At 53.7% G+C, this 15742-nt stretch carries 19 protein-coding genes and 1 tRNA gene; 11 read left to right on the top strand and 9 right to left on the bottom strand.

Annotated features, from left to right (window positions below; all coding sequences use genetic code 11):
* Nucleotides 1-14: 14 nt before the first annotated feature.
* Nucleotides 15-737 carry an amidotransferase gene (locus ACA048_RS20115; RefSeq protein WP_497625972.1) on the top strand — a complete coding sequence of 241 codons (723 nt, stop codon included), beginning with the start codon at nucleotides 15-17 and terminating at the stop codon, nucleotides 735-737.
* 96 nt (nucleotides 738-833) lie between these two features.
* Here ACA048_RS20115 and ACA048_RS20110 read toward each other — a convergent pair whose 3' ends face one another.
* From ACA048_RS20110 to ACA048_RS20090, 5 genes are all read right to left on the bottom strand, one after another.
* Nucleotides 834-1805 (bottom strand): magnesium and cobalt transport protein CorA, encoded by a 972-nt coding sequence (locus ACA048_RS20110; RefSeq protein WP_497625971.1) that lies wholly within the window; start codon nucleotides 1803-1805, stop codon nucleotides 834-836.
* Nucleotides 1806-1952: 147 nt separating this feature from the next.
* Nucleotides 1953-2675 (bottom strand): lysophospholipid acyltransferase family protein, encoded by a 723-nt coding sequence (locus ACA048_RS20105; protein ID WP_497625970.1) that lies wholly within the window; start codon nucleotides 2673-2675, stop codon nucleotides 1953-1955.
* A 213-nt stretch (nucleotides 2676-2888) separates the two neighbouring features.
* Nucleotides 2889-3578, bottom strand: coding sequence for a crotonase/enoyl-CoA hydratase family protein (locus ACA048_RS20100; RefSeq protein WP_497625969.1), 690 nt, complete (start codon nucleotides 3576-3578; stop codon nucleotides 2889-2891).
* Between the two features lie 41 nt (nucleotides 3579-3619).
* A complete protein-coding gene (locus ACA048_RS20095) occupies nucleotides 3620-4732 on the bottom strand; it encodes a phage integrase (RefSeq protein WP_497625968.1) in 1113 nt (370 codons plus the stop codon).
* 8 nt (nucleotides 4733-4740) lie between these two features.
* Nucleotides 4741-4980: a helix-turn-helix domain-containing protein gene (locus ACA048_RS20090; RefSeq protein ID WP_497625967.1), complete on the bottom strand. Its 240-nt coding sequence runs from the start codon at nucleotides 4978-4980 to the stop codon at nucleotides 4741-4743.
* An 87-nt stretch (nucleotides 4981-5067) separates the two neighbouring features.
* On the opposite strand from ACA048_RS20090, the gene ACA048_RS20085 reads away from it, so the two are divergent.
* Both ACA048_RS20085 and ACA048_RS20080 read left to right on the top strand, forming a co-directional pair.
* A complete protein-coding gene (locus ACA048_RS20085; protein ID WP_497625966.1) occupies nucleotides 5068-5304 on the top strand; it encodes a hypothetical protein in 237 nt (78 codons plus the stop codon).
* Nucleotides 5304-5537, top strand: coding sequence for a hypothetical protein (locus ACA048_RS20080; RefSeq protein ID WP_497625965.1), 234 nt, complete (start codon nucleotides 5304-5306; stop codon nucleotides 5535-5537). Before ACA048_RS20085 ends, ACA048_RS20080 begins: the two co-directional genes overlap by 1 nt.
* 114 nt (nucleotides 5538-5651) lie before the next feature.
* On the opposite strand, the gene ACA048_RS20075 is transcribed toward ACA048_RS20080, so the two are convergent.
* The 3 genes from ACA048_RS20075 to ACA048_RS20065 all read right to left on the bottom strand — a co-directional run bounded on the left by ACA048_RS20075 (nucleotide 5652) and on the right by ACA048_RS20065 (nucleotide 8883).
* The gene (locus tag ACA048_RS20075; protein WP_497625964.1) at nucleotides 5652-6308 is read right to left on the bottom strand and encodes a DUF2931 family protein; all 657 of its coding nucleotides are present in this window, start codon (nucleotides 6306-6308) and stop codon (nucleotides 5652-5654) included.
* A gap of 11 nt (nucleotides 6309-6319) precedes the next feature.
* Nucleotides 6320-8173, bottom strand: coding sequence for a PAAR domain-containing protein (locus ACA048_RS20070; protein ID WP_497625963.1), 1854 nt, complete (start codon nucleotides 8171-8173; stop codon nucleotides 6320-6322).
* 410 nt (nucleotides 8174-8583) lie between these two features.
* Complete coding sequence (locus ACA048_RS20065; protein WP_497625962.1) at nucleotides 8584-8883, bottom strand: hypothetical protein; 300 nt, start codon at nucleotides 8881-8883, stop codon at nucleotides 8584-8586.
* 14 nt (nucleotides 8884-8897) lie between these two features.
* Between ACA048_RS20065 and ACA048_RS20060 the strand changes: the two genes are divergently transcribed.
* The 3 genes from ACA048_RS20060 to ACA048_RS20050 all read left to right on the top strand — a co-directional run bounded on the left by ACA048_RS20060 (nucleotide 8898) and on the right by ACA048_RS20050 (nucleotide 11366).
* The gene (locus tag ACA048_RS20060; RefSeq protein WP_497625961.1) at nucleotides 8898-9482 is read left to right on the top strand and encodes a hypothetical protein; all 585 of its coding nucleotides are present in this window, start codon (nucleotides 8898-8900) and stop codon (nucleotides 9480-9482) included.
* A gap of 82 nt (nucleotides 9483-9564) precedes the next feature.
* Nucleotides 9565-10662 carry a hypothetical protein gene (locus tag ACA048_RS20055; protein WP_497625960.1) on the top strand — a complete coding sequence of 366 codons (1098 nt, stop codon included), beginning with the start codon at nucleotides 9565-9567 and terminating at the stop codon, nucleotides 10660-10662.
* Nucleotides 10663-10739: 77 nt separating this feature from the next.
* Nucleotides 10740-11366 carry a hypothetical protein gene (locus tag ACA048_RS20050; protein WP_497625959.1) on the top strand — a complete coding sequence of 209 codons (627 nt, stop codon included), beginning with the start codon at nucleotides 10740-10742 and terminating at the stop codon, nucleotides 11364-11366.
* 253 nt (nucleotides 11367-11619) lie between these two features.
* Here ACA048_RS20050 and ACA048_RS20045 read toward each other — a convergent pair whose 3' ends face one another.
* A complete protein-coding gene (locus ACA048_RS20045; RefSeq protein WP_497625958.1) occupies nucleotides 11620-12276 on the bottom strand; it encodes a hypothetical protein in 657 nt (218 codons plus the stop codon).
* 478 nt (nucleotides 12277-12754) lie between these two features.
* On the opposite strand from ACA048_RS20045, the gene ACA048_RS20040 reads away from it, so the two are divergent.
* The 5 genes from ACA048_RS20040 (at nucleotide 12755) to ACA048_RS20020 (ending at nucleotide 15488) form a co-directional block, all read left to right on the top strand.
* Nucleotides 12755-12844: transfer RNA gene (locus tag ACA048_RS20040), tRNA-Ser, on the top strand.
* A gap of 301 nt (nucleotides 12845-13145) precedes the next feature.
* Nucleotides 13146-13349: a hypothetical protein gene (locus ACA048_RS20035; protein WP_497625957.1), complete on the top strand. Its 204-nt coding sequence runs from the start codon at nucleotides 13146-13148 to the stop codon at nucleotides 13347-13349.
* 147 nt (nucleotides 13350-13496) lie between these two features.
* Entirely contained in the window at nucleotides 13497-14789 is a 1293-nt protein-coding gene (locus ACA048_RS20030) for a serine hydrolase domain-containing protein (RefSeq protein WP_497629906.1), read from the top strand.
* Between the two features lie 27 nt (nucleotides 14790-14816).
* Nucleotides 14817-15137, top strand: coding sequence for a YbjQ family protein (locus ACA048_RS20025; protein ID WP_497625956.1), 321 nt, complete (start codon nucleotides 14817-14819; stop codon nucleotides 15135-15137).
* A 162-nt stretch (nucleotides 15138-15299) separates the two neighbouring features.
* On the top strand, nucleotides 15300-15488 hold the full coding sequence (locus ACA048_RS20020) for a hypothetical protein (protein ID WP_452627509.1): 189 nt from the start codon (nucleotides 15300-15302) through the stop codon (nucleotides 15486-15488).
* Nucleotides 15489-15742: the final 254 nt, after the last annotated feature.

Genomic DNA, 15742 nt, shown 5'->3' with positions numbered 1-15742 from the left:
GTCAGGTATTTTTTATGTCGTTACGCATCTGCATTCTGGAAACCGACATCCTGCGTCCAGAATTGGTCGACCAATATCAGGGCTACGGGCAGATGTTCAAACACCTGTTTTCGCAGCAACCTATCGCGGCAGAGTTCACGGTCTATAACGTGATGCAGGGCGAATACCCAAGCGATGAGCTGAACTTCGACGCTTATCTGGTCACCGGCAGCAAGGCCGACTCTTTCGGCACCGACCCGTGGATCGAAACCCTCAAGACCTACTTGCTGACCCGCTACGAGCGCGGCGACAAACTGCTGGGCGTGTGTTTCGGCCATCAGTTGCTGGCGCTGTTGCTGGGCGGCAAAAGCGAGCGTGCAACCCAAGGCTGGGGCGTCGGCACCCACAGCTACAAACTCGCCGCCAAGGCGCCGTGGATGAGCCCGGTCAGGGAAGAGTTGACCTTGTTGATCAGCCACCAGGATCAGGTGACCTCGCTACCGGAAAACGCCACGGTCATCGCTTCCAGCGATTTCTGCCCGTTCGCCGCTTACCACATCAACGATCAAGTGCTGTGCTTCCAGGGGCATCCGGAGTTCATTCACGATTATTCGCGCGCGCTGCTGGACATCCGTCAACAAGCGTTGGGCGAGCAAATCTACTCCAAAGGCGTGGCCAGCCTTGAGCATGAGCATCATGGCGCTACCGTTGCGGAGTGGATGATGCGGTTTGTGGCGCACAAGCCAGAAACGGTTTAACGGGCTGACACGAAACCTGTGGCGAGGGAGCTTGCTGTGGTGAGGGGGCAAGCCCCCTCGCCACACAAGCCCCCCTCGCTACAGGTAAGCAAGCCGTTACAACCACCCCGATTTCTTGAAACTTGCCCACAACCCTGTGCATCCCATCACAATAAACCCCAGCACCCCAAAATACCCGTATTGCCACGCCAGCTCGGGCATGTTCTGGAAGTTCATCCCGTAAATCCCGGCCACCGCCGTCGGAAACGCCAAAATCGCTGCCCACGCCGCAAACTTGCGCTGCACCACGCTCTGGCGTGAAGCTTCCAGCAGCACTCCAATCTCAATCGTCTGGCTGGCAATGTCCGCCAGGGTTGTCAGGTCTTCCATCTGCCGCGTCACGTGAATCTGCACATCACGGAAGTACGGGCGCATGTTCTTGTCGATGAACGGGAAGCTCAGCTTCTGCAGCTCCTCACCGATCTCCACCATCGGCGCCGCATAACGACGCAGACGCAATACGTCGCGGCGCAGGCCGTGAAGTTTCTGGATGTCATGTTCATTCAGCGCACTGCACAACACGTTGCGTTCCAGCTCATCGATCTCGGCATGGATCGCTTCGCCCATCGGCTGGTAGTTTTCAATCACGAAATCGAGGATGGCATAGAGGACGAAATCTTCCCCGTGCTCAAGTAACAAGGGACGCGCCTCACAACGCTGTCGGACATAGGCGTAGGACGCCGAGTGGCCATTGCGTGCGGTAATGATGTAACCGTTGCCGGCAAAGATATGAGTCTCGATGAACTCCAGTTTGCCTTCGTTACGAATCGGCGAATACGTGACGATAAACAGTGCATCGCCGAACGTTTCGAGCTTCGGTCGGCTGTGCTTTTCCAGGGCATCTTCGATGGCCAGTTCATGCAGGTTGAACTGGCGTTGCAGGTTGGCCAGTTCCTGGGCGTTCGGCTCTTCAAGGCCGATCCAGACAAAGTGGCCAGGCTTTGCAGCCCAGGCAGCGCCTTCGTCGAGGGTGATATTGGTGACTTTCTTACCAGCGCTGTAAACGGCAGCAGCAACAACTCTACCCATGATTCAGGTTCACTTCTTATTAGCAGATGGCAGTGGCAGGCAATCTTCAGCTTAGCCTTGTCTGCTGTTTGAGAGTGAGCGAACTCTGCAGAGTTCGAAGGGAGAAGTTCGCGGGTAAAAGAAAACCCGCACCAGGCGGGTTTCCTTTTACGCAGCTTGCAGTTGCCGATCCATCGAAGCGATGCACTCGCGCATCTGCTCGCGGCACTGATCCATCAGCATGGACATGTCGTCCAGGCTCAATCCCGCTGTCGGAATCGCAGGCAACGAGCGAATCAGAATTCTCCCACTGCGCCAACGGTTCAATCGCATGTGTTTGACGTAACTGCTGACACACACTGGCACGATCGGCACGCCGGCAGCAATTGCCATCTGGAACGCGCCTTTCTTGAACGGCAGCAACTCTTCGCCAAGGTTGCGCGTGCCTTCCGGGAAGACCCAGATCGAAGTGTCTTCATGCTGCAAGGTGTGCGTGGTGGTCAGCATCGCCTGGCGCGCCTTTTGCGCATTGCCGCGGTCGATCAGCACGTTACCGGCCAGCCAGAACAGCTGCCCGAACAGTGGCACCCACTTAAGGCTTTTCTTGCCGATGCATACGGTGCGGCGGGGCACCACGTTGCCGAACACAAACAAGTCGTAGTTGGACTGGTGATTAGCGACGATCACGCAGCTGTCTGGCATGTTCATCAATGGCGCGACATCGGTCTTCACCCGTAAACGCAAAATACACATCGCCGGCCACGCATACAGACGTGCGCACAAACGGCTGTTGTCCGGGTTGAACGGGCGACACAGGCCCAGAATCACCCCAAGCACACCGGCCAGAATAAAGTGTAGGCCCATCAAGAACATACGAAACACAAACAGCATTTGCAGGCCCCACCGGTACAAAAGGTGGCGCAGTGTACGGATGTGCACTGTTTTCGGCAATTGCCACTAAAGAGGGGGATAAAGGTGATGTTTGTGAGCATGTTTCTGACTTGTTGGTCAGACGCGTTCTAGAGCGGTTACAGACTTTTCAACGCGGCGCGTAAGAAAGAGCCCGACACGACGGTCGGGCTTTCCGGTTCAGCAAGTTTGGGCTTAACCCAAATGCTCCTGGTCCAGGATGATCGCGTTGTCCAGCGTCTCCAGCAACGCCTTGCGTACTTTCAGCTTGGTGTTCTTGTGCGCGGTCATGTTGATCTTCTTCAACTGACGAGCCGCCGCCAGCGCTGCGCCTTGCAACTCTTCGGCCGACACCACCACGTCGAGGAAACCGGCATCCACTGCGCTCTGCGGGTTAAACATCTCACCATTGATCACAGAGCGGTGGAACGCCGACTTGCGCAGACGATCACGTGCGATCTCGATACCGGCGTGGTGCATGGTCATGCCGATCTGCACTTCGTTCAGACCAATGCTGAACGGGCCCTCGACACCAATGCGGTAATCCGCCGACAACAGCAGGAACGCACCCTTGGCCACAGCATGCCCAGGGCACGCCACGATCACCGGGAACGGGTGAGACAGCAGGCGACGGGCCAGGGTCGAACCGGCAGTGACCAACGCCACCGCTTCTTTAGGGCCGGACGTCATCACCTTCAAGTCGTAACCACCCGACAAAATCCCGGGCGTGCCGGTAATGATCACCACCGCACGATCAGTCACCGCCTGATCCAGCGCAGCGTTAAACGCAGCAATCACGTCGGGCGAGATGGCATTGACCTTGCCATTGCTCAAGGTCAGGGTCGCGATACCGTCTTCGAGATGGTAGGAAATCAGTTCACTCATGTTGTGTTCCTTTTGTTTTTAGTTAGCTAAAGCCCTTTAATTTAAAGGGTTTGATTGATTTGCTCGTGTTGAGGTTGTTCCGCTTTTCTTTGCGTAGTGTCCACAAAGTGTCCGCGGTTGACAGCGAGAGGGTTCAAATTGACCACCTCTGCAAGGTGGCCAGGGCTGAAGTGGGCATAGCGGATAGTCATTTCCAGTGTTGAATGTCCAAGCACCCGCTGCAATGTGAGGATGTCTCCGCCGTTCATCATGTAGTGACTGGCAAAGGTATGACGCAGGACATGCGTGACCTGGCCCTTCGGTAAGCCAAGGTCTAATTCGTTTACGACGTCGGCAAAGGTGTACCAGGTTTGCCGGTATGACGACTTGAACGGCATAGACTCTGTAAGCAATTTCTCTAGCACCGGCGTGATTGGAACTGTGCAGTTCTTGGCTGACTTCGTTCGAGTGAATTGAATACGACCGTCCCTCACTTGCCCTGGCTCCAGATTCGCCGCTTCTGCCCACCGTGCGCCAGTAGAAAGGCAGACGCGTGCGATGGCACTGACGTCTGATTCTTCTTCGTCCAGTCGCGACAGCAGCAGCGATATTTGTTCGTTGGATAGATAGGCCATCTCACTTTGATCGAACTTCAAGGCCCGGACCTTGGACAAGGGGTTTTCACCTTGCCACTCCCCCAAGCGTTCCAGCTCGTTGAACACGGCACGTAGGTAGCTCAGTTCGTGATTTGCCGTGTTCGCTGTGATTGGCGCAGTGGCTCCGTTCCGTTTACCAGACTCGTCTACCATTGCGCGGCCCCATTTGCCGGCAAGTCGATCTGATCGGTACTGGGTGAAGCTACTCGCGGTGAAGTCAGAAGCCCGAGGATCGCCCAGGTTTTTGACCATGCGCTCAAGAAAGGCTAGGCATTTCTCACCTCTCTTGAGGTGGCAGCCGTGGAGCCTGAACCATAGAGCAACGAGGTCTGAAAGCCGGCGTTCGTCTTGTTTGGGCTTCTTTTCAAACTCGCCTTTGGCACCGTCCCCCATCAAGCGGCGCTCGTAAACCATCGCTTCGTTTTTGGTTCGGAATTTTTTCCGAACGCGCGCGCCCGCGCGTCCATCCGGTCGACAGTCCACGAGCCATTCGCCGGAATCTATTTTTTTTATCGACATGGTGTTGTCTAGACCGGACTGATCTGCCCGCACTGGGGACAGGTGGTATCCGTTACTAACCACAACGCATATTTCATAAAGCGCGGATGCTTCGTGAGCTTAAAAAGCTCAAGCGAGCTGATCGCACTTCTACGATTCAACTCGTAGCTTTTCCACGTCGAAAGATTGATCCCAAGCGCCTCACACAACTCGGCCTGTGTCAGGCCTTCGCTCAGGCGAATCTCTTTTAGCTTTTCAAAAAGCTCCATAGCTCCCCTTGACAGGTGTACGTTCGCGACCATGACTTTGGTCGCGAACGTACACCATTTCAGAAAATGTTCCACGGAGCTTAACAAATGCAGATCACCATCGACACGCCATATGTGACCCCTACTGAGTTTGCTCGGCGTGCGGGTCTAACTGAGCGCTCAGTTCGCCACAAAATTGATCAAGGAATGATTCTGGTCAGAGAAAAGCAACCAGGTGAAAAAGGGACCGTGTTCGTCAACATGATTTATTTGGCTATTGAAGCCGCTGAACAGGCCGAGCGCGTTCTGGGCGGTAGAGCCAAGAATGCAAAAGGTGCGGCGTGATGGGGCAGCGCATGCCATTCGACCGTGAAGTCTTCGACAAGATTTATCGCGACGACGTAGTTCCGGCTCTGGAAAACGACCGCGAACTCGACTTCCTGAGCATCACCGCAAAGTCTTTTCAAAAGGGGAAGTGCCCACGCTGTGGCAAACGTGAGTTGTTCATCAGCCGCGAAAAGCCCTTTGTTGAATTCACATCTCGCGGAGCATGTCCATGGGGCCAGTCCGCCGCCTGACAATGCGGCGGAATTCAGTGCGGCGGGAGCGATGACCAGCCAGCTGTCAGGCCTGTTGAAGCCAATCACCGAATAGTAAAAGCCCGCCAATGGGCGGGCTGAACCTACGGTGCTTCACCAGCTTCCGTAGGGGATACCGTTTTTCTCGATGTAGCGTTTAGAGTCTTCGTCCAAAGGGAAATAGCTTCCATGGGAGAGTCCTAAATTAGGCCCCTTGGGCTCTATTTCGGCTTGGCCGCGTGCGACTTTTACCGCATGCATACACTCATCAAGTACCCAGACTTGCACCACACCGCCTGGTGCAAGGCCAAATCGTACGGACGCACTTTTGGGGAGTGCGTCCGCTTCGGGGGCACTTAGACAGTTTTGCGTCAGTGCTTTCCGCATGACTTGTCGTGCACTCTCCGGTATCTCAATCCAGCCTTGATAGGTTTGGGGCTCGGCTAATGACTGCCAGCGAACATAGATCCGCACCGGAAGCTTGGCATCCCTGACATCTCTTTCGGAGCCGCCGCCTTTCACAGTCCACCCACGGGCGCCCTCAGCGCCGTTTTTACCGCCCTGAGATGCCCAACCGCTGCCAATCCGACGGTACAGGTTCCCATCGACATCGACAGTGGCGCTGTCCTCAACCCAGCCATCCATTGCATAAGGAGTGACGAAACCCAACGCCCACGGTCCAGCGTCGGGATCCGAACGTCCCCAGGACTGGCCTGACGCTTGGCAACCGCTCATCAACAGAGCCCCCAGCAAGATCCATAATGTTCGCATATCCGTGACTCCTAGTCGGGTACATGGGGATGTTGGACACGGATCCCGTCCGTAGTCGGGGCATTAAAGTAGAGTAAACCCGCACTGGTTCGAGGCGCTGAACCTTGCAGGATTGTCGGTGGGTTCCAGTTGGCCGAGGTGTGAATGTACCGCAACTTGAGCAGTTGCTCCTCGGCGGGCGTTGTACTGTAGTCACCCGCAACAAAGCGGTCACACAGTGCCTGAAGTTCCGCTGGGATGGTATAGGTCGAATACTGCTCATCAAGGCGCTTAAATCGCACACCCCGTTGCTTGGCCAGCTCGTACATGACCCGTAGGTAAACCCGCGACAATTCACCTCGTACGGGGCGCTTGAGCTGCAACGCCGCGTAGACGCGCTTGTAAGGGTTCAAGCGGTCTTGCTGAGAGGGAGGCAAGCTCCGAACATAGGGGGTCACGATCTCCAGCATCTCGGACGGCCAACCTTTGGCCTCCCACTGAGCCTTCACCTTTTGCGCATCGCGATAAATCGAGGTGTATTTCACGTCCGTGGTGGCGGGCACATCCAGCGCCTGCATCGGACTGATCAGCAGGTTTTCTTCGGATTCAGGAAAATACCCACCGCCAAGGTCCGAGTGCACACCAGGCAATGTGATTTCCAGGTGGTCGGGTTTGACTCGGGTCAATGCGAAGTTGGCGCGGATTTCATCTCGGGCAGACAATTGGACGACATTGGGGAACAAGCTGCGAGGCAGGTACAGTTTGAGCCCTGGGGCTGTTTGGCTGCGTACATAGCCCAAATTGGCCAAGCCGCCGACTGACGGCACGGTATCAAACAATCCGATAAAGCCCATGTTGATATCGCGTTGGTATTCACCGCTGAATGTTTCGTAAAACGCACGTCGGAACATCTTGATGGTTTGCCCCAGGGGGCCTTGCTGACCTAGAGCCACCTCATTGGCAAAGTGGCGTGCAGCCGCAGCACCTCGGCTGAACCCAAAAGTGTCGAACGTTAGGTTGGTGATTTTAGCGGTTGGGTTGGTTTGGGCGAATTCGAAGATGACTCTGCCTATTTTACTAAAGGTCCCCTCTACTTTGGCGCTCACGCCCGACGCGCCCCGTCCCATGCCGGCACCCAGCATGCTATCTGCTTCACCGGACGACGTGCCTATACCGTCAATGTAGAGCATTCGAAACAGCTGATTCTGCTCGCCAGTTTTTTGAGCTTTGTCAGGAGAAAAATACAAACTACTGAGCTTTTTGACGTTTGTTTCATCACCTGCATAGCTACTGTCTGGATCAGCCATGTACGGTTTGCATGACGGATCCCGGTCTTCGGGCTTGATGGGATGGACAGCGCCGCACAACAGCCCCAACACGCCGTTATTGGCATTGTTTAGCGTGCCATCAAAGAACACGCCGATGCGCAGCGTGATATCCACAGGCTGTTCTTCCTCCAGCTCCTCCTCCTCTTCTTCCTCCTCTAAAACCGAATCGTCAGCAGCAGCGGCCGGCGGTGGCGTGGGCGAAGGGGCAATAACGGGGGGCTGCAAGCTGACCGGTTGAACAAGGTGAGCAGGCATCGGGCTAACCGGCGAAATAGGTGCAGGGGTGAAGCTGTTGCCGATGATGATGGTCGATGACCCGCCCGTGATGGTGTCACCGTGGCTACCTTGCGAACCGGTGACCAGGGCGGCGTGACCATTGATCTGTACCGAGGACATGGCGGCCATGGTCAAGACACTGCCGCAGGTGGTGCAGTCTGTTACCCGAGCAGCTGGCAGACCATCAAAAAACACATTGGGTGAGCCGGATTCGATGGCGGTTCCACCACAGCGGGGACAGCTCACAGCATCGCTCTTACGTGCAGCAGGTTTGCCGGACATTGTTGACTTCCATATCAATATTCAGAGGCAGCACCATGCTGACACTCCTTGTAGAAAGCAATCAGGTATTCCCTGACGCTCGCGACTAACACCCATCACTCTGTGATTGCTATTCAGCCAAAGTCGCCGGGCCGGCCGGTAGTGGCCCTAACTCGACGACAGCGCCCTGTGCGCGATACGGGACGGTTCGTCCTCGCTCAGTGTCTGCATGCTTCGGTGCATGTGCATCCCCATTGCACGGTCTTCTGTCCTACACAGGAAAACTCTTGCGAGAAGAAAACGAAGGCAAGGAACGCACTTTTCCCCCTCCCGCCGACGGGTTCTACACATTTTTTTTGCGAAAACATATATATGGTGAAAAAAGCCGTTTGACCCAAGCTGGCTGCGGGATTTGGTGCGGTGGGGGGTATTCATTTTGTGAGCGATTTTGCAAGGAAATGAAACATCACTTCACCCAGGACGAATAGGGTATCTAGGAAGAAAGCGCAGAGAAGCTCCCTTTTTGTTGATCGAAAACTCGAAAATCCTGATGCGAGCGAATTTTTATAGTGGTACTGAGCTGTTTTTGCCGCATCGTACCTAAAGAGCAAAAAGTGCGAACCCCACGGCAGGGACTTGCGAGATGAGGCTTCGCGTATTTCTCGGCGCTTCACCGGCACCTTGCGGATAAAAGCACACTCGGGCAATGTGACATCAGCCTCAATTAACATGCACGGAGCGCCACATGTCATTCGCAGATTTTATGACCGATACAATCACCATAAGAAAAAGCACTGGCGAGGTTTTCGAAAACCTAAAAGCAAGTGTCCAGTCCGGTGAGATCTTTCTGGATCGCTCAGATGTTCTTGTAGAGCCAAAAGACTTAATCGAACGGAAAATGTCCAACGGGGGCGTGGAGACTTTTGATGTTATTGATCCGGGCTTTCATGAGGCTTTTCATGGCATCAATGCTCATTATCAAATGAAGGTGAGAAAGCTCGGATTGCCAGAGGCTAAGCAGCGTGCTCATTCTATTACTTATAATATTACGGGTCACAATGCACGTATCAACAATGATTCTGTCGATAACTCGGTAAATACTGTAAGCATAGGTGGAGAACTACAGGAGTACGTTGGGGCTCTTAGGCAGATAGTTGATAGTATTGACGATGCAAGACAAAAGAAGGATGCCTCAGAAATATTAGATAGTGTAGAGTCGCAATTGGCGTTGCCAAAACCTAGCAAGACAGTTATTTCAGTGTTGTTAGGGGCGCTTCCGCATTTAGCAAGTATTAGCTCGCTGGCCTCTGCAATTATTGGTGCTCTTTAGTATCAGTGTGTGAATTGTTTCAGAGTACAGGTGGGATTGTAGCTGCAATCCCATTTGCGATATTTGCATTTGGAGATGGTTAATGGGGCAGGCGAAGTTACGCGGAACAAAAGCAGATCGCGTTAAGGAAGCGTTAGATCGTGAAAGGGAAGAAAAGCAGAAAGTTGCTGGTCGGCGAAGAGTTGTCGGTCAGAAAATTGCTGCGTTCAACAAGCTTTATCAGACTAAGGTTTGCTTGGCACCCCACGAGTGCCATGAAGGACCAATAGTCTCGGCGCACACTCTATCTCTCGAAGCTTTTCTAAGACCTATATCAAGAGAAGGTTGCGTTTACGCTATCAAAAAAAGCGTTAGTAACGATCGAACGAAATTTCCTTTGAGTCTGGAACTCCATGGCTTAAGGGATGTGTCAGTTTTTAACGGATTCTGTCGGGCGCATGATCGCGATCTTTTTGCATGCATAGAAACACGTCCAATCGAATTTAGCCCAGAACAGCTCTTTATGCTTGCTTACCGAGCTGTGGCACGCGAAAGCTACTTCAAACGTAAACAGCATGAGTCGTTTCCTACGCTAGAGCAATTTGCTGCCATGCATGGCATAAAAGAAGAAATCGCATATACAGAAATGGCGGAGCAATATCTTTCTGAGGTTCTTTCCGGAGCATCAGAGATCGAGGCGCTAAAAAGCGAGTTGGATAAGTTGTTGGTGGCTAAGGACTGGGGTCGGCTTGTATCTCGCGCAATTGTTTTCCCAGAGTCGCCGTCAGTTGTGGCTTCTTTCGCGTTTCAACCGTCAGCGGATTTGAACGGCAATCGACTTCAAGATATGTCAGACAAATACGCAGAGTTGTCACATGCAATGGTTTCGATTATTCCCGTTAAAAATGGTAGTGCAGCTGTTTTTTCGTGGTTGGACACAGCGAATAACGCTCCTTTGAAATTTTTCGATTCTCTAGCCCAATCAGGGGCGCCCACAAAAGCGGTAATACATGCTGCGCTCGATCTCAGCGAAAATATTGCAATTTCTCCTGAATGGTATGAGTCGCTAACTCCGGTTGCCAAATATTACGTCAAGTCCCGAATACTAAATCTTGCCCAAGATGAAATTTATGCTGCTCGCGGCAATCCATTAAAACGTTCACCCAACCTTGGGGATTGGGGGGAGCCGACATATTTGTAGGGCGAGGATAAGTTGGTTTTCAGCAATATGTTTTTTTGCTTGCACTTCGACCTATAGACGAACGCTGGAGAGTTAAAGTGTGGGAGTTTTTTGCTTCGGATGTTGGCAAGGTCGCACTAGGCGGTTTGATAGCTATCACGGGACAGCTACTGGTGTTTTTACTCGGATGGGCAAAGGAGGCCCGAGTTTCAGGAAAAAAACGCGAGTTGGAGGCACAACACCTTGGCATCCGATTAGTCTTGGTTTTGGAAAAGTTTGTGGGGGATTGCTACTCGGCGGTTAACGATCAGACGTACACCGATGAGCAGGGATACACTCGGAACGCGGTCCCTAACCCTCAGTTTTCTCTGCCTCAGGAGGGGGATTACCGAGCGTTGCCGGCTAAGCTAATGTACGACGTGATGTCGATGCCAAGTCGCTTAGACGCGGTCATGGAGGGGATGTCGTCCTGTCACGAGTATGCTTCACCTCCGGATTTTGACGAGTATTATTCCTACCGCATCGAGTCACTATCCAAGCTGGGTTTGAGCGCTATGGCGCTGATCGAGTCGCTTTGCGATAAATATAAAATCCCGTCACCTGAACGAGCTGGGTATTACGAGCCTAAAGAAGCTTTCCTCGGTTATTTGGCTAAGACGGCCGAAGCGGATCGACGGCGTGCCGAGCGACAAGCAAAAATTCATTCGACGATTACCTCGGGATAGGATTCGCAATCATTGGACGGTTTTGATCAGCTCAATTTTCATCAAGTGAAGGAGGTCGAGTGGACATCAGCAAAATTCGAGCAGGCAAGCGAGTGAGCGTGCCTAGAGAAAAGGTATTGCAACGACGACCCTGGGAAGAACCGTACGGAACCGTCGTAGGAACTGTCACCCCGAACGGTGTGTCAGTTCGACTTGACGGGGAGTGCGCAACGATCATCAGGGTCCGGCCTGAAGATCTGGATGATGAGTAGAGCTATTTACTCGATACACAAAACTCTCCTTGGGCCTCGCCAGTGATTAGTTCAGGGACGCCTTCTCGGGGCACCTTAACGACCCAGACTCCATTAAATTCAGGGGTCTGGATTGTCGTCATGTGAGTCTCTATGAGTGCAAACGACTCGTTAATAATGTTGGATAGCTCACTGATCAACAAATCAAAGCCGTCGTGTTTGCTCCATAGGTTTGCCGAGTGAAGGTGCCGGCCAAGGCGATCGTAGATTTTTACAAAGCGTTTTTTCGACAGTACTCCCTCGTTCCTACGATCAAAGAACCACGAGCCGTCAGGCTGGCGGACCGCAGGAATCAACGGGGTAGGGTAGAAGTCAGAATTGATCTTGCTCAAAATCTGCAAGATTTTGGTCGCACGATAATCCTTGGTGAAGTCAGGCTGATCTTCACATCTGGAGCGAAACTCCTCGTACCGCACTTTGTGTGGCGCAATCGACGCGAAGGCTATTGCTTCCATAGACTTTTTCAGTTGAAGAATTGCAGCATCAGCTTCAGGGGGCGAGCCGCTCACCTGGAAATTCTTCAAGAAGGCCTCGCTCGCACGTAATCGCATAGAGCATTCGGTCATCTTCTCCAGATAAATTTCTTTCGCCGATCCTGTCGATGCGGGCTTTCGGGACATGGGGGCAATCCTGTGTGGGTGTCGCGGAACGCCAGAGTGTCCACATACTGTCCACCTCCTGCGAGAATATTTTCAGAGAGTGGTAGAAAATATCCCCAAAGGCGCCGTGATCATGGATGTGGCGTAACGAGCGTTAGGGTGATGGGCTGGTAGGAAATCAACTCACTCATGACGCTATTCCTTGTATGAAAGTTGAGGCAGACGTTACCCACCGCGGCACGTCAGGTAAAGCGCTGTGACTGACCCGCCAGTCACCCTTTCCCCGCCGGACAAGCGTGGCCCGCCACACCCGCCGCACATTCCCCTCTATATAGAAGAGGGCGCGAAGCCGGAGATTGGCAGGTTTGCCATGGACAGCAACCCGCCGGAATGACTAAAACGCTAAGCGCATGAAAATTCTGCAAAAAAAATTTGCCATCGGAAAAGGTTTCGACTACATTAGCGCGCCTCGACAGACAGAACTTGTTTGACGAGATACGGTGAAGTGTCCGAGTGGCTTAAGGAGCACGCCTGGAAAGTGTGTATACAAGAAATTGTATCGAGAGTTCGAATCTCTCCTTCACCGCCAAATTCGATGTAACCAGAACCCCTGATTTCGAGAGAAATCAGGGGTTTTGTGGTTTCTGGTGTCTAGGTTTTGAGAGTGGCGCTGTCGTTTCTGAAATTTATGTAGGACAAGTCGCTGGCTTGTGGGAAGTAGTGCTGGAAAGCCAGGTGATTGGGGCGTCTACAAGGTTTAGCGTCTCAAATGAGCCATCTCGATAAGAGGTTTTCGTTTTGTGCCTTCGGGTTCAAGATGAAAGGGCAGCACATATGACGGCTCCCCCTTCATTCGGAATGCAGTTACGCGTGTTATGCAGGAAATGACCATGAAACAGGCTGGACTCGAAAAGGTCCACGTAGAGATCATCAAGTTGCTCGCTGAGCAGCGCAAGCTGAATGCTGAAGCGGGCAAGCTGAGTGCCGAGGCGGGCAAGATGACCCGTGAAACCTTTTGGTATCCGGTGGCGATAGCCATTGGGCTGATTGGTACGGTAGCAACCGTCACTGCGGTGTTGATTAAACTTCTTTAACGCCTGATTTTTTCCCATCCGGTACGACCTCTTCAGTTCCTTGAAAAGCCCGATCTTCAGCCTCGCCACCCACCTGTTAGACTGCCGGACCCCTCGAACGGAATCGACACCATGTCCCACCCTTGCGCTGTTCATCGTCGCAATGTCATGTCCATCACTGCGGTGTTGGCGTGTGCCGTGTCATCACTCGCCACCGCAACAACATTCCCCGACGCCGAAGCCAGCGACCCCGCAAAACTTGGCTGGATGGTCGGCTCGCCACCTCCTGCCGATCGCACTGTGCGTTTCGAAGACGGCAGCTATTTCCAGTTCCCGGCGATGCGTTGGAGTGTCTCGAACTTCCGGCAGCTGATGCCGACGATTAACGTTTCACGAGGCTTGGGCGACCCGGTGCCGCTTATTTCCGCGCTTCGCAACGATATTGACGCCCTCAGCTTCACGCCGCTCGGCGCAACGCAGTCGATGACCTGGAATCAATCCCTCGCGACCACTTACACCGACGGGATTGTGGTGATGCACAGGGGCAAGGTTGTTTATGAGCGTTACTTCGGCGTACTGAAACCCGAAGGCCAACACGCGGCGATGTCGGTGACCAAATCTGTGGTCGGCACGCTCGGCGCGATGTTGGTGGCTGAAGGGCAGATCGATGCGAACAAGCCTGTTGCCGATTACGTTCCCGAATTGGCGGCTTCTGCGTTCGGCAGTGCCACGGTGCGTCAGGTCCTCGATATGACAACCGCGCTCAAATACAGCGAAGACTATGCCGACCCGAACGCCGAAGTCTGGGCTCACGCAAAAGCTGGCAGCCCATTGCCCAAGCCAAAGGTCTACACCGGGCCGCGAAGTTACTACCAGTTTTTGCAGACCGTTCAACTGCAAGGTGAACACGGCAGCGCGTTTGGCTATAGGACCGTCAACACCGATGTCCTCGGCTGGATCATCGCTCGAGCGACCGGCCGTAACGTTGCGCAGTTATTGTCGGAGCGCATCTGGAGTCGCTTGGGCGCCGAGCAGGATGCCTATTTCACGGTGGACTCCATCGGCACGCCGTTTGCTGGCGGTGGCTTGAACACTGGCTTGCGTGACCTCGCCCGCTTTGGGGAGATGCTGCGCAATGATGGCCGGTTCAACGGTCAGCAGATCGTGCCCAAAGCCGTCGTGTATGACATCCGCCGTGGCGGCGACAAGCAGGTTTTTGCCAAGGCCGGTTATGACCTGTTGAAGGGTTGGAGTTACCGCTCGATGGGGTGGGTGACGGACAAGGAGGGCGGGGCATTCATGGCGCGCGGCGTTCATGGTCAGCGCATCTATGTCGACCCGAGAGCCGAGATGGTAATTGTTCGCTACGCCTCGCACCCGGTTGCGAGTAATTCGGCGAATGATCCGGTGACGATACCGGCGTTTGATGCGTTGGCCGCCTATCTGTCCAAGTTGCCTTGATCCACTGTTTATCAAGAAGGAATCCCCATGATCACCACCACAACCCACGCCATAGAAGGCCGGCAAATTACCGCTTACCTGGACATTGTCAGTGCCGAGTCAGTGCAGGGTATTAACGTTATCCGTGACGTGTTCGCCGGGATGCGGGATTTTTTCGGGGGGCGTTCTCAGACATTGGAGCGGGCGCTGAAGGAGGCGCGGATTCAAGCGACTGACGAGATCAAGGAACGGGCGCGGGCGCTTCAGGCAGACGCGGTGGTGGGGCTCGATTTTGAGATCAGCATGCCCGCTGGCAAGGGTGGGATGGTGGTGGTTTTTGTGACAGGGACAGCGGTCAAACTGAGGTGATCCATTCTGTGTGATCGCGCGTTGAGTGCGGGCCACTCGTCGGGCATGCGAAATTCTGAATTACAAGTCCGGTAATGACCGGCTAGTCTCAAAAGCCTTGCGGTCGATATTTTTCAGGCAAAGGGCTTTGCCGGTGTCGACCCTTTTGAGAGGGGAAGAGGTATGGCTGATCCGTATATCGAAGACGACGGGGCTGAATTTCCGATCAACAATTGCGTTAATTGTGGCCAGACCGAGTATGTGGCGGGCTTTGGGGAAGACCCGGTCCAGATCAGCAAAGTGAAATCGACGACGCCCAGAGGCCCAAAGGCGAAATTTCTGCCAAAAGTGGCGGCGCCTTCCAGGAAGTAACTGTTAACTGGACAGACCCTGCCTTCGAGCGGGGTTTTCATTTTCGCAGTATCGATTAGCGATTCAAAACCGGACCTCAGGCGCTCGGTCATGACGCTCCCTTTATTTTTCACAAACTTTTCACAGTATCGCCCGTAGGCTCAAGCCATCCGTTAGAAAGCAGTACCCTGGCCCGTTCCCCAGCGGGCTTTTTTTCGCCTGTCATAAAACCTTTTCCACAAAAGCTGTCCAACTGTCGCTAATTGCGAAGTGCG

This window comes from Pseudomonas sp. LBUM1659, from assembly GCF_059716045.1.
Note: the sequence above shows the minus strand (reverse complement) of the source record. Positions and strands in the feature narration are given on the sequence as shown.